The 12,851-nt window shown below is 74.1% G+C and carries 10 protein-coding genes; 4 read left to right on the top strand and 6 right to left on the bottom strand.

Going from position 1 to position 12,851, the window contains the following annotated elements; all coding sequences use genetic code 11:
• Positions 1-379: 379 nt before the first annotated feature.
• The gene (locus tag AB0K34_RS09125; RefSeq protein WP_138641222.1) at positions 380-1,612 is read left to right on the top strand and encodes an MFS transporter; all 1,233 of its coding nucleotides are present in this window, start codon (positions 380-382) and stop codon (positions 1,610-1,612) included.
• Between the two features lie 68 nt (positions 1,613-1,680).
• Positions 1,681-2,313, top strand: a complete 633-nt coding sequence (gene thpR / locus AB0K34_RS09120) for an RNA 2',3'-cyclic phosphodiesterase (protein WP_138641218.1) — start codon at positions 1,681-1,683, stop codon at positions 2,311-2,313.
• Here the strand turns inward: thpR and AB0K34_RS09115 are convergent.
• The 3 genes from AB0K34_RS09115 to AB0K34_RS09105 form a co-directional block, all read right to left on the bottom strand.
• Positions 2,250-4,436, bottom strand: a complete 2,187-nt coding sequence (locus AB0K34_RS09115; RefSeq protein ID WP_364546833.1) for a hypothetical protein — start codon at positions 4,434-4,436, stop codon at positions 2,250-2,252. The genes thpR and AB0K34_RS09115 overlap by 64 nt on opposite strands.
• Before the next feature lie 119 nt (positions 4,437-4,555).
• A complete protein-coding gene (locus AB0K34_RS09110; protein ID WP_364546831.1) occupies positions 4,556-5,575 on the bottom strand; it encodes a hypothetical protein in 1,020 nt (339 codons plus the stop codon).
• A 50-nt stretch (positions 5,576-5,625) separates the two neighbouring features.
• On the bottom strand, positions 5,626-5,778 hold the full coding sequence (locus tag AB0K34_RS09105; RefSeq protein WP_171069412.1) for a hypothetical protein: 153 nt from the start codon (positions 5,776-5,778) through the stop codon (positions 5,626-5,628).
• Between the two features lie 16 nt (positions 5,779-5,794).
• Between AB0K34_RS09105 and AB0K34_RS09100 the strand changes: the two genes are divergently transcribed.
• On the top strand, positions 5,795-6,727 hold the full coding sequence (locus AB0K34_RS09100) for a hypothetical protein (RefSeq protein ID WP_364546830.1): 933 nt from the start codon (positions 5,795-5,797) through the stop codon (positions 6,725-6,727).
• Between the two features lie 147 nt (positions 6,728-6,874).
• Here AB0K34_RS09100 and serC read toward each other — a convergent pair whose 3' ends face one another.
• Positions 6,875-8,011 carry a phosphoserine transaminase gene (gene serC / locus AB0K34_RS09095; RefSeq protein WP_301175552.1) on the bottom strand — a complete coding sequence of 379 codons (1,137 nt, stop codon included), beginning with the start codon at positions 8,009-8,011 and terminating at the stop codon, positions 6,875-6,877.
• A gap of 44 nt (positions 8,012-8,055) precedes the next feature.
• Positions 8,056-8,418: a hypothetical protein gene (locus AB0K34_RS09090; protein ID WP_364546828.1), complete on the bottom strand. Its 363-nt coding sequence runs from the start codon at positions 8,416-8,418 to the stop codon at positions 8,056-8,058.
• A gap of 162 nt (positions 8,419-8,580) precedes the next feature.
• On the opposite strand from AB0K34_RS09090, the gene AB0K34_RS09085 reads away from it, so the two are divergent.
• Positions 8,581-11,466 (top strand): ABC transporter substrate-binding protein, encoded by a 2,886-nt coding sequence (locus tag AB0K34_RS09085; protein ID WP_364546826.1) that lies wholly within the window; start codon positions 8,581-8,583, stop codon positions 11,464-11,466.
• 99 nt (positions 11,467-11,565) lie between these two features.
• Here AB0K34_RS09085 and AB0K34_RS09080 read toward each other — a convergent pair whose 3' ends face one another.
• Entirely contained in the window at positions 11,566-12,669 is a 1,104-nt protein-coding gene (locus tag AB0K34_RS09080; protein WP_301175555.1) for a citrate synthase 2, read from the bottom strand.
• Between the last annotated feature and the right edge of the window lie 182 nt (positions 12,670-12,851).

The following is a 12,851-nucleotide window of genomic DNA, read 5'->3' as shown; positions in this document are numbered from 1 at the left end:
GCGCCCATCTGCTCGGTCTGCCGCATGGCCACCTGCTTGTCGAAGCCGCCACCCCACCCGCCCCACCCCACCCGCGGAGCCCCCGCGGCGCGGCACCCCCACACGCCCGAGCGACAGCACGCGGGTCAGCGACACGACGCAGGTCGCCGAACCCGTGAGAGTGGGCGACGGTGTGCGGGTTGGTGAGGGCGCGCAGCTTGGCGAGTTCGTGCGGGACGGTGCGTCCGTGCGGGCTGGGGAGGCTGCGCGGCTCGCGGACGCCGGTGACGGTGGGCGTGGCGTGAAGGGGGACGGAACGTTCCAAGAGGGCGGTTCCGAGGTCCCCGGCGCGGAGGCGGCCGACGGGGAGGCGGCCGACGGGGAGGCGCGCAGCGGCGGCATGTTCCGGTCGCTGCGGATCCGCAACTACCGGCTCTACGCGGCCGGGCAGGTCGTCTCCAACACCGGGACGTGGATGCAGCGCGTCGCGCAGGACTGGCTCGTCCTCGAACTCGCGCACGGCAGCGGGACCGCGCTCGGCATCACCACCGGGCTGCAGTTCCTGCCGATGCTGCTGTTCGGGCTGTGGGGCGGCGTCATCGCCGACCGGTATCCGAAGCGGCGCGTCCTCGTGCTCACGCAGATCTCGATGGGCGTGCTCGCGCTCGTCCTGGGCCTGCTCACCGTGTCGGGGAACGCGCAGGTCTGGCACGTGTACGTGCTGGCGTTCGGGCTCGGTGTCGCGACGGTCGTCGACAACCCGACCCGCCAGTCGTTCGTGGTCGAGATGGTCGGCAGGCGCGACCTGCCGAACGCGATCGCGCTGAACAGCGCCACGTTCAACGGCGCGCGGCTGCTCGGACCGGCGGTCGCCGGGGTGCTCATCGCGCTGATCGGCACCGGGCCGGTGTTCCTGGTGAACGCGGCGTCGTTCGGCGCCGTCCTGTTCAGCCTGTGGGCGATGCGGGCGGACGAGCTGCACGACGCGCCGGCGGTGAAGCGGGCGAAGGGGCAGCTCCGCGAGGGGCTGCGGTACGTGCGCGGGCGCCGCGACCTCATGCTCGTGCTGATCCTCATCGGGTTCCTCGCGATGTTCGGCATGAACTTCAACACGACGGTCGCGCTGGTCGCCAAGGAGGTCTTCCACACCGACGCGTCGGCGTTCGGGCTCGCGTCCAGCATGCTGGCGCTCGGGGCGCTCAGCGGCGCGCTGCTGGCCGCGCGGCGGGTCGCCAAGCCGCGGCTGCGGATGCTGGTCGGGATGGGCCTGGTGTTCGGGACGCTGGAGGCCGTCACCGGGCTGATGCCGACGTACTGGCTGTTCCTGGCGCTGCTCGTCCCGACGGGCATCGCGATGATGACGATCACGACGGCGGCGAACGCGACGATGCAGCTCGGCGTCGCGCCGGAGATGCGCGGCCGGGTGATGGCGCTCTACATGCTGGTGTTCCTCGGCACGAACCCGCTGGGCGCGCCCGCGATCGGCTGGCTGGCCGAGCACTTCGGCGCCCGGACGAGCCTCGTCCTCGGCGGGGTCGTCTCCGCGCTTGCCGCGGTCGTGGTCGGGGCGGTCGCCGCGCGGGGGACGGCGGTCCGGCCCGCGCTGCGCAGGGCCCGTCCCGCGGAAGGATGACGGGCCCGCCCGCGTGACAACGGTGCCGTCGGCTGACAGGCTGGCCGGGTGGCCGTTCGGACGCTCCCATGAGGCTTTTCGTGGCGCTCGTGCCGCCGCCGGACGTCCTGGACGAGCTCGACGAGGCCGTCCGCCCGCATCTGGACGCGGTGCCGGAGCTGCGCTGGGTCCGGCGCGATCTGCTGCACGTCACGCTGACGTTCCTCGGCGAGGTCGACGACCGCACCCTCGACCGGCTGCTGCCCCGGCTGGAGCGCGCCGTCGGGCGGCATGAGCGGATGGACCTGTCGCTCGCGGGCGCGGGCGCGTTCCCCGGCAGCGGCGCGCACGCCCGTGTCCTGTGGACGGGACTGTACGGCGACCGCCGCCGGCTCGCGCGGCTCGCCGCGTCCACCACGGCCGCCGGGCGGCGCGTCGGGACGCTGCCGGACAAGCACCGCGGGTTCCGCCCCCATCTGACGCTGGCGCGGTCGCGGCGGCCGGTGGACGTCCGGTCGCTGATCGAGGAGCTGTCGGCGTTCGCCGGCACCCCGTGGACGGCCGACTCGATCCAGCTCGTGCGCAGCCGCCTGCCCGGCAAGGACTGCGACCAGGTCACCTACGAGTCGCTGAAGACGTGGTCGCTGCGGCCGGGCGGTCAGAGCTCCGGCGGGGGCGGCGCGGGGCGGTCGGCGTCGGGCGGCCCCCACGGGACGCCGTAGCGCTCGCAGGCGCGGCGCAGCTCGTCCAGGTCCGGCGGGAAGGTGATCTGGCGCAGCACCCGCCCGGACGGCGCCCACACCACCAGCCGCGGCATCCGGTCGGTGGACTCGTCGATGCCGACGCCGCCGACGCGGTCGCGGGTGAGCTCCCATTCGACCTTGCCGCGCCGGGTGACGACCGCGAGCCCGGCGGACGACACGCGGAGCTGGGAGCGGTTCCGGTCGTACAGCCAGTAGCCGAGGAGGCCGATCACCAGCCCGGCGGGCATCGACCAGCTCGCCGTCGCGTTGAAGCCGCCGAGGTCGGGGCCGAGCCAGACCGCGCCCAGCAGCGCCACCGCCTCGCACAGCAGCACGCTCATCGCGTACGTGCCGATGCGGGAGCGGCGGGTCGCGTCCAGGAGCGTTCCGGGGGCCGTGACGGGGCCGAGCGGCGCGGAGACGGCGAACATGACGTCCTGCCCGCCGGGGCCGCCCGGTGGGGGCGCGGGGACGTCCTGGACGCCGCCGTCCGGGCCTGTGGCGGGCGCGGGGAGCGCGGCCGGCGCCCGGTCGGGCTCCGGCGCGGCGAGCGTGGACACGGCCGAATGGAACGCGGCGCTCATGTAGGCGTCGTACTCGGCGTCGTTGACCGGCAGGCCCGCGCGGCGGGCCGAGTCGCGCAGGTCGGTGCGGGAGATCCGCAGCGCCGACAGCGGCGCGGCGAAGAACTCGTCGCCGTCGGAGTCGTACAGCCGGACCCAGGCGTGCCCGCCGATGGTCAGCAGCTCGATGCCGCCGATGCGGTCCTCGGGCATCTTCAGCACGACGTCGCCTGCGGCGTCGGCCCAGCCGAGCCCGCCGTCGGCGACGACGAGCCGCCCGCCGGGCACCTGCGCGAAGATCTCCGGCAGCCCTTCCAGGCCGTAGTCGGGACGGCGCGGCGCCCGCGCCCCCGGCGTGATCACCCGGTAGCCGTGGTCGTCGAGGGCGTGCGCGAGCTGGAAGCCGTCCAGGCCGTGCGCGGGCAGCCGGGCGACCAGCTCCAGCCGGTGCCCGAACGCGAGCGCGGCGAGGTCGGCGCGGCGCGGCTCCCCGCTGACCGGGTCGAGGCGCAGGCCGGGGCCGACCACGACCGCGGCGACGTCCCCGGCGCGCAGGTCCTGGACTTCGCGGCGGCGGCCGGGGCGGGCCCGCACCAGCAGCCGCTCGGCGGTGATCGTCCAGCGGACCTGCGCGGCGCGCAGCAGCCGGCGCCGGGCGGTGAGGACGCCGGCGATCGCGGCGAGCGCCCAGCAGCCCGCGGCGAGCCGGGCGCCGAACTCGCTCGTCCCGTCCAGCGCGATCCGGACGATCATCACGGCGCCGAGCAGCGCGGTCAGCGCGCCGAGCGCCATGATCCGGCGGCGGCTCGGCAGCGGCTCGGGCGTGGCCAGCCGCTGCTCCCCGGCGCGCCTGCCCCGGCCGCGGCCCGCGCGGCCTCCGGCGGCCCCGGTGGACGGTGCGGTGGACGGTTCGGTGGTCGGCTCCGCGGGCGGCTCGTACGCCGCGGCCAGCAGCGCGGCCTCCTGGTCGAGCAGGCGCTTCTCGACCGCGTGGTCGCGCGGCAGCGGGCCGCCGCCCGGGATGTCGTCCTCCAGGCCGGACGCGCGCAGCGCCTCGTCGAGCGCCGGGTCGAGGAGGTCGGTGGCCTCGCCGTCCAGCACGTGCATGGGGATGCCGAGGCGGCGGGCCGTCACGAACACGGCCAGCGGCTCCAGGCCCATCGCCGTCATGCCGCCCACGGCCGTCCGCCCGAACCGGTGGAAGACGGTCAGCACGCCGTCGCCGGTGGTGATGGCGAGGCCGTCGATCCGGGACCGCTCGTAGGACACCATGACCAGCCCGCCCCGGCCGATCCGCTCCAGGCCCGCCGCCGACAGCCGCCAGTACGGGCGGGGGCGCCGCCGGCGCGCGTCGGGGACGGCGCCGAGCAGCCACGGGACCGCGGCGACGGCGCCGATCAGCGCGGCCCACAGCCACACCGGGCGGATCGGCAGCAGCGCCAGCGCCACCGCGAGGACGGTGAACGGGCCGGCGGCGACGGGGCGCCACCGGCCACCCGACCCCGCGAGGCCCACCAGCTCATGCTCCACAGTCCGCATCCTCACACGGGTCCCCGCGGGACCGTCGCCCCCTTCCGGGATCCGGTCGTCCTCCGAAAGCCTTTTCCATCGTGCCGGTCAGGTCGGACGGCCGCCCGCCGCCCCCCGCGCCCCACCCGTCACCGCCGTCGCCGCGTCAGGCCGTAGCCGACCGCGGCCGCGATCGCCAGCGCGAGGAACAGGCCGGCCCGGGTGCCGGGGGAGTCCCTGGTGCCGTTCTCGGGGGAGTCGGCCGCGCCCGCGTTCTTCGCCGCGGGCGACGGCGACGGCAGCGCCTCCTCCGGCAGCGGCAGCCGGTAGACCGGCTGGTTCTTGCCCTCGGAGCCCACCAGCAGCGATCTGCCGTCGGCCGTGTAGGTCAGCGACTCGCCCTGCGCCTGCATGGGCAGGTTGATCGACTTCAGCGTCTTCCCGGGCCTGCCGTCCGGCCCGACCGAGTACAGCCGGGCGCCGAAGTACGTCCGGATCACGCAGGTGCGGCCGTCGGGGGCGAACGCGCCGTCGGTCGCGATGGCCGGGGCGTCGCCGACCTTGCGCATGACGTTGAACCCGCTCGTCCGCAGCTTCGCCGGCGCCTCGTAGATCTTGCCGCCGAACAGCTTGCTCGCGATGTAGAGCCGGTTGGTGCGCGGGTTGATCATGACCGTCTCGGCGTTGCGCGGCCCGTCCTCGTACTTGACCTTGAACGCGGTGGCCCGCAGCGTCTGGCTGACCAGCCGGGACGGCTCCGGGATCCGGTACACGGTCACGTACGGCCAGGCGCCGCCGAGGTTGTCGCCGATGTCCGCCACGAAGATCGCCGGACGGCCGCGGCCGTCCTTGCCGAGCGCCATGCCCTCCCAGTCGCGGGCGTTCGCGCCGCCGAGCGTCAGCTCGGCCCGCACCCGCCCGTCCGGGCCGAGCGCGTAGATCTTCGGGACGCCGCCGGAGTCGTTGTGGGTGTAGACGACGCCCGGATGCCGGGCGCTCGCCGCGAGGCCGCTGGACTCGGTGATCCGCGGGTCCTTGATGGTGAACGCGACGCGCTCGTCCTTCGCGGCGGCGGGGGCGGCGTGCGCGGCGGGGGCGTACACGGCCGCGGACGCGCCGGCCAGGGCCAGCGCGGCGGTGGAGCGGGCGGCGACGCGGCGTGCTGACATGGCCTGATCATCCCCGTTCCGCGCCCCGTCGATCATATGACCCGCGCCGGTCAGCTCAGCAGCGCACCGACGACCACGGCGAGCACGAGCGCGGTCAGCACGGTGGGAAGCAGCCATCGGGGCGCGCGGTTCACGGGTCTGAGCTTATTCGGCCCGGTGGACGACTCGAACCGTCCGCCCATGATCTGCATCTCATCTGACATGTGCGGATTGTTCGGGATGGTGCGGTCACCGTTCGACGAGGACCCGGGGCGGGCCTCGGACGTGTTCGTCACGCTGGGCATGCTCGCGGAGGAACGCGGCACGGACTCGGCGGGCCTCGCGCTGCTCGGCGCGTGGCCGGGCCTCGGCGGCCGGCCGGGCATCGCCGGGCCCTCCGGCGGCTGCCGCGTGGTGAAGGGCCGCGGGCGGTTCGCCGAGATCTGGCGGCCGGCCTACGTCCCCGAGCTGGACCGCTCGCCCGTCGCGCTCGGCCACACCCGCTGGGCGACGCAGGGATCGCCGCTGGAGCCGCGCAACGCGAGCCCGATGGCCGTCCGGGACCTCGTCGCCACGCACAACGGCGACATCGACACCGCCGACCTGCGGGCCCGGTTCGCGCTGCCGCCCGCGTCCGGCACGACCGACAGCGAGCCGCTCGTCCAGCTGCTCGCCGGCTGCCGGGAACCGGCCGAGGTCACCGCCGTCCTCGAAGCGGTGGTCGGACGGGTCGCGCTGGCCTGGGTGCACCGCGACCGCCCGACGGAGGTGCACCTGGCCCGGGGCGCGCTCAGCCCGCTGACCGTCGCCGTCGACACCGAGCAGAATATCTACTGGGCGTCCAACCCGCGCTGGTTCCGGGACGCCGAGCGGCACACGCGGGTCCGGTTCGCGTCCGTCGTCATGGTGCGCGAGGGCACCTACGTGAAGATCGGCATGGAGCGCCGCCCCGGCCGCCGCGACCTCCCTGAGGTGCTGGTGACGGCGCGCTTCCTGCCCACGGCCCGAGACTCCGACATGGATCCCCGAGTCTGGCGCGGCTTCACCCACGCCGACGAGGAAACCGACCGCGCGGGCCTCCGCCACCGCGCCATTGTCTGCCCAGGGGGGCGACCCCCTGGAACCCCCGTCACGAGCCGGTCGATCCTCACGCCACGGTTTCTGTCGCTGTGACCGTGCAGGGCGGCGACGTGTCGCTGCGGTCGCCCGGCTCGACGGGCAGGCCCGCTGCGCTCGCTGGCGCTCGCTCCGCGTGCCTGCCCGTGACCGGTGCATGAGGTCAAACCCTCAAAAAGCGCCACAGCGTGGCGATTACCAGTACTACAAGCGCTCGACGACGTAATCGACGCAGGACGTGAGGGCTTCGACGTCGTCGGGGTCGATGGCCGGGAACATGCCGATGCGCAGCTGGTTGCGGCCCAGCTTGCGGTACGGCTCGGTGTCGACGATGCCGTTGGCGCGCAGCGCCTTCGCGACGGCCGCGGCGTCCACGTCGTCGTTGAAGTCGATGGTGCCGACGACCTGGGAGCGCTGCGCCGGGTCGACCACGAACGGCGTCGTGTAGGACGTCTTCTCGGCCCAGGTGTAGAGCCGCTGGGACGAGTCGGCCGTCCGGGACGTGGTCCACGCCAGCCCGCCCTGGCCGTTCATCCACTCGATCTGCTCGGCGAGCAGCAGCAGCGTGGCCACGGCCGGGGTGTTGTAGGTCTGGTCCTTGGCGGAGTTGTCCACGACCGTCTTCAGGTTGAAGAACTCGGGGACGTACCGGTCGGACATGGCGATCTCGTCGATGCGCTCCAGGGCCGCCGGGGACGCCAGCGCCACCCAGAGGCCGCCGTCGGCGGCGAAGCACTTCTGCGGCGCGAAGTAGTAGACGTCGGTCTCGGCGACGTCCACGGGCAGGCCGCCCGCGCCGGACGTGGCGTCCACCAGGACGAGCCCCTCGCGCGCGGTGGTGCCCGCCGGGCGCTTGATCGGCATGGCGACGCCGGTCGAGGTCTCGTTGTGGGTGAGCGCGTAGACGTCGACGTCCTCCTCGGCGGACGCCTCCGGGTGGGTTCCGGGCGGGCCGGAGATGACGGTCGGGTCCCCCAGCCAGGGCGCGCCCGTGGTGACCTTGGCGAACTTGCTGGAGAACTCACCGAACGTCAGGTGCTGGGAGCGCTGCCGGACGAGCCCGAACGCGGCCGCGTCCCAGAACGCGGTGGTGCCGCCGTTGCTGAGCAGGACCTCGTAGCCCTCGGGCAGGGAGAACAGCTGGGACAGGCCCTCCCGGACGCGTCCGACGAGGGACTTCACCGGCTTCTGGCGGTGCGAGGTGCCCAGGTAGGTCGAACCGGACTCGGCGAGGGCGGCCAGCTGCTCGGGGCGGACCTTGGACGGACCGCATCCGAAACGGCCGTCGGCCGGCTTGAGATCGGCGGGGATGTCAATGGTTGGATTCGCGCTGTCGGTCACTCGTAGGAGGCTATCTGACCTGCGGCGAAGATCGCGGTTCGGGTTCACATGCCGAGACGGCGGCGCCGCCATGCCCAGGTGAGCAGGGCCACCAGTGCCAGGGCGCAGACGGCGGCGATCACGGCGGGCGGATAGACCCAGTCGTCGCCCCGCGAGCGCGCCTCGACCGCCGTGCGGGCGGAGTCGTAGGTCAGGAAGCCGAGGAACAGCGCGGCGAGCGCCACGGCGATCCGGCCGGACACGGCGTTGGTGTGCCGGCGGCGCTCCTCGCGCTCCGCCTCGTACTGCCGCAGCTCCTCGGTGGCATCGGCCTTCACCGCCCCGGCGTCGGCCCGCGCGGGCCCCGCCCCGGGCGCGGACGCGGGGCCGATGTCGCCGTCGAGTGGCTCGTCGGGCTCTTGGCTCATGCGTCCAATAATGGCAAAGTCGCCCGCTTACCTGCGGGGCCGCCCGAACCGGGAAAAGTTTCGATCCAATCCAAGATCCATCGCGTCTGAACGTGAGAGGGCGGCCGCGCGGCGGCCGGGGGAGCGGGCGAGGAGAGGCGACCGGGGAAGCGGGGCGTTGACATGGCGGGCGACGGCGACCGGATCCTGAGCGAGGATCGGCTGCGCGGCGTGCTCGACCTATTCGAACGGCTGCGGGAGCGGCCGCCGTGGCGGTGGCGGGAGCGGCTCCGGCCGCTGCTCCTGCTGCTCGGCCCGGGCCGCGCCACCGCGCACGCCGCCGAGATCCTCAAGACCCGCTGCGAGGACGAGCGCGCCCCCGTCTCGCACATCGCGGCCGACACGCCCGCCACCGACGTCGCGGGGGTGCTGCGGGAGGCCAAGCGGGAGCTGTCCCAGCCGAGCAGCCGCGCCCGCGGCGAGCCGGGCCTGCGGTTCCCGCTGCTGGAGATGGCGCTGTGGCTGCGCGACCTGCGGGAGATCCGGCTCGCCGGGGACCGCCCGCCGCCGCGCGGCGCGTCGGCCGCCGAGCGGGAGAACCACCAGCTGATCCGGCGGCTGACGCATCCGCCGGCCGGCGACAACGAGAACGCGCGGCGCCGCGAGCTGAACCGGGTGATCCGCCGCCGCGGCCGGGACGTCCTGCGCGACCTGGAGGAGGTGCGCAGCCGCCCCGCCACGTTCCTGTCGTTCCTGGAGCAGATCGCCCCGATCGGGATCGCGGTCGTCGCGCTGGTCAGCGCCGGGACGGCGGCGGCGCTCGACCTCGCGTCCGCGGTGCTCGCGGCCGTGATCGGGCTGGCGTTCGTGACCGTGCAGATCGTCGCCCGGACGCGCGGCTGGTACGGGGTGCGCCGGTTCGGCTGGTTCCTCCGCCAGCCCTACGTCGACCGCGACTCCACGGGGTTCCTCGGCTTCGCGCTCGGCGTGTTCGACCCGCGCCCGGTCGAGCCGGACGACCACGGCGAGCAGCTCGACCTGCTGCTCGTCGCCGCGTTCCTGGAGGACCTGCGGCGCAACTACCGGCGCGACTACCGCCGGGCGGCGTGGGCGCGCGTCCGCTACCCGGTGCTGATCTTCGAGCACCTGTCCGCGCGGCATCCCGGCACGGCGTTCGTGGAGCTGGCCGAGCGGGTCCGCGCGGACGTGCAGGCCGCCGACCGGCTGAGCGGCTTCGACCCGCTCATCGTCGTCGCGGGCGTCGACCCGAACGCGCCCGCCGACGACGACCCGAACGCGCCGTCCGGGCCGCGGCTCATCGACCGGCTGGCGCAGGCCGTCCGGGTGGACCTGTCGTCCGGCGAGCCGCAGAGCGTGATCGCCGCGCGCGGCCTGTGGGACCGCTACACCCGCGAGCAGCGCCGGGTCGGCGCGCTCGGCTCCCGCCGCGAGCTGCGCGTCGACATCACCCGCGACCCGGGCGGCGACCTGCCGCCCGTCCGGCCGGTGCGGCGCCGCCCGCGGCTCGCGCACCCGGCGCTGCCGTGGATCGCGATGGTCGCGGTCGCGGCGGCGTCCGTCACGGTCATCTCGGTGCAGGTGGTGAAGTACTGCTCGCCGTTCGGGATCAGGCGGATGCCGAACGGCGAGTGCGTCGGCGTCACCGATGGCTCGTACCGCTTCGGCGAGGAGTCCGGCGGCCGGAACAACGACAACCGGCTGAACAGGGTGCTGGACCGGATCGAGGCGCTGAACGACCATGTCAAGGCGTCCGGCAAGCCGTACGCGACGGTCGTCTACCTCGGCCCGGTCACCGCCGACCCGTCGATCAAGAACCGGCGGATCGACCTGCTCGCCGGGGTGCAGGGCGAGCTGATCGGGCTGGCGATCGCGCAGAAGCGGTTCAACGACGCGGCCGAGGGCGAGGACCTGCGGCTGCGGGTGCTGATCGCCAACGCGGGCGCCAAGTTCCGCTACGCCGTGCACGTCGCCGAGCAGATCCGCGAGCGCGCCCTGGAGGACCGCTCCATCGTCGCGGTGGTCGGCTTCGAGCAGAGCCGCCGGCAGACGCAGGAGGCGATCAGGCTGCTGGCCAAGTCGGCGCTGCCGCTGGTCGGCACCGCCAACAGCTACGACAAGACGGCGCTGCTGGACGGCGACGCCGGCTACTCGCCCTACTACTTCCGGCTCGCGTCGCCGAACGCGCGCACCGCCGAGCACGCCGCGTACTGGGCGCGGCACGGCGACGTCGGCGGCCGCAAGGTGGACGACGCCGTCGTCATCTACGACGGCGACCCCGACGACCTCTACAGCCGGAACCTCGCCGCCGACTTCGAGAAGGCGTTCCGCCCCGCGAAGGCGCTCATGCGCCCGTACCGGAACCCCGGCGAGCTGAACAAGTCCGTCCGGGAGGCGTGCCAGGACCAGCCGGACATGTTCTACTACGCCGGACGTTCCGACGAGTTCCGCTCGTTCGTCAACGTCCTCGAACTGTCGTGCCCCAAGCGGCCGCTGGTGATGGCGGACGACGAGATCGCCAAGTACGTCAGCGACAACGCCGACGAGCTCGGCCGCAAGAACACCTTCGACCTGTACTTCACCCCGCTCGCCGCGCGGGAGGCGTGGACGTGGCGCTGGATCGGCGACCAGGCGCCGCAGACCTTCTACTCCGACTACGACCCGGCCGTCCGGGAGATGACCTCGGGGGACGACGCGTCCGGGCGGCGGCCGTCGATCACCCGCGCCGCGGTGAGCTACGACGCCGCCACCCTCGTCGCGACCGTGGCGAGCCGGGTGTACTGGCAGGAGAAGGCGCTGCCGTCCGCCGGGTCGGTGTTCGCGGCGCTGAACGACCCGGACCACGACGTCCTGCGCAACGGGGCGAGCGGCGTCATCCGGTTCGGCTCCCGCGCCGGCGGCCACCAGGTGGTCGACAAGCCGGTGCTGCTGGCGACGATCAAGCCGGACGGCACCACCGAGGTCAGGCAGATCTGCGGCCGCCTGATCGCGGGCGGGCAGGGCCGGGCGTCCTGCCCGCCCGGCGATGCCGGGACGGCGGCGGCCCAGTAGGGGCGAGGAGAAGCCAGAGGCCCCCGGGATCGTCCGGGGGCCTCGGCGGCGTCGTTGCGGGGGGATAGGGGGAATGGTGTCTCAGGCCGTGGGGGTGCCTCAGCCCTTGAGGACCTCGGCCGCTCCCGTGACCTCGCTGATCGCGCGGGTGCCGGGGCCGGTGTACTTGGCGCTCGGCCGGACGAGGCGCCCGGTGCGCTTCTGCTCCAGGATGTGCGCCGCCCAGCCGGCGGTGCGGCCGCAGGTGAACATGGCGGGCATCATCGCGGTCGGGACCTCGGCGAAGTCCAGGATGACCGCGGCCCAGAACTCGACGTTGGTCTCGATCGGACGGTCCGGACGGCGCTCGCGCAGCTCGGCGAGGGCGGCGTCCTCCAGGGCCTTGGCGGCCTCGAAGCGGGGGGCGTTCAGCTCCTTGGCGGTGCGGCGGAGCACGCGGGCGCGCGGGTCCTCGGCGCGGTACACGCGGTGGCCGAAGCCCATCAGCCGCTCGCCGGAGTCGAGGATGTCGGTGACGACCTTGCGGGCGTCGCCGAGCTGCTCGACCTTCTCGATCATCGGGAGCACGCGGGCCGGGGCGCCGCCGTGCAGCGGGCCCGACATGGCGCCGATGGCGCCGGACATGCTGGCCGCCACGTCCGCCCCGGTGGAGGCGATCACCCGCGCGGTGAAGGTGGAGGCGTTCATGCCGTGCTCGGCGGCGGAGACCCAGTAGGCGTCGATGGCCCGGACGTGCTGCGGGTCGGGCTCACCGCGCCAGCGGACCATGAACCGCTCGGTGATGGTCGCGGACTCGTCGATGCGGCGCTGCGGCACCATCGGCACGCCGACGCCGCGCGCGGACTGCGCGACGAACGACAGCGCCGTCACCGACACGCGGGCGAGGTCGGCGCGGGCCTCCTCGTCGGAGATGTCGAGCAGCGGCCGCATGCCGTAGGCGGTGGCGAGGGTGGGGAGGGCGCTCTGCACGTCCACCCGGACGTCGCCGGAGGTGACCGGGAGCAGGTGGGGGTCGGCGGGGGCCAGGCCGGGGGTGAAGCTGTCGTCCACCAGCAGGCCCCAGGCGTCGCCGAAGGAGACGCGGCCGACGAGTTCCTCGATGTCGACGCCCCGGTAGCGGAGGGCGCCGCCCTCCTTGTCCGGTTCGGCGATCTCGGTCTCGAAGGCCACGACCCCCTCGAGACCAGGTTTGAAGTCGGACATGTCGTCCTGCCTTTCGTCCCCAAGAGTGATAAGGCGGTGCCGTGCCATTGAACCCTGTCCGCCTTACTGACCAGTACCCAGGGGCCATGTGAGTTGCACAAGGCCCAGGTGAGAGGCTCTGACGCTGTGGATTCCGCAACGCCCGATCCCGCACGGCTCCGCAGATCCTACGAGGCGGGCGA

Origin of the sequence: Actinomadura sp. NPDC049382 (assembly GCF_040677125.1) — a bacterium.
Classification (GTDB): Bacteria; Actinomycetota; Actinomycetes; order Streptosporangiales; family Streptosporangiaceae; genus Spirillospora; species Spirillospora geliboluensis.
Note: the sequence above shows the minus strand (reverse complement) of the source record. Positions and strands in the feature narration are given on the sequence as shown.

What these genes read in the sequence shown, in the direction of transcription:
- AB0K34_RS09125 (WP_138641222.1), top strand. Translation starts at nt 380, where the DNA reads ATGTTCCGGTCGCTGCGGATCCGCAACTACCGGCTCTACGCGGCCGGG.
- thpR (WP_138641218.1), top strand. Translation starts at nt 1,681, where the DNA reads ATGAGGCTTTTCGTGGCGCTCGTGCCGCCGCCGGACGTCCTGGACGAG.
- AB0K34_RS09115 (WP_364546833.1), bottom strand. Translation starts at nt 4,436, where the DNA reads ATGCGGACTGTGGAGCATGAGCTGGTGGGCCTCGCGGGGTCGGGTGGC.
- AB0K34_RS09110 (WP_364546831.1), bottom strand. Translation starts at nt 5,575, where the DNA reads ATGTCAGCACGCCGCGTCGCCGCCCGCTCCACCGCCGCGCTGGCCCTG.
- AB0K34_RS09105 (WP_171069412.1), bottom strand. Translation starts at nt 5,778, where the DNA reads ATGTCAGATGAGATGCAGATCATGGGCGGACGGTTCGAGTCGTCCACC.
- AB0K34_RS09100 (WP_364546830.1), top strand. Translation starts at nt 5,795, where the DNA reads ATGGTGCGGTCACCGTTCGACGAGGACCCGGGGCGGGCCTCGGACGTG.
- AB0K34_RS09090 (WP_364546828.1), bottom strand. Translation starts at nt 8,418, where the DNA reads ATGAGCCAAGAGCCCGACGAGCCACTCGACGGCGACATCGGCCCCGCG.
- AB0K34_RS09085 (WP_364546826.1), top strand. Translation starts at nt 8,581, where the DNA reads ATGGCGGGCGACGGCGACCGGATCCTGAGCGAGGATCGGCTGCGCGGC.
- AB0K34_RS09080 (WP_301175555.1), bottom strand. Translation starts at nt 12,669, where the DNA reads ATGTCCGACTTCAAACCTGGTCTCGAGGGGGTCGTGGCCTTCGAGACC.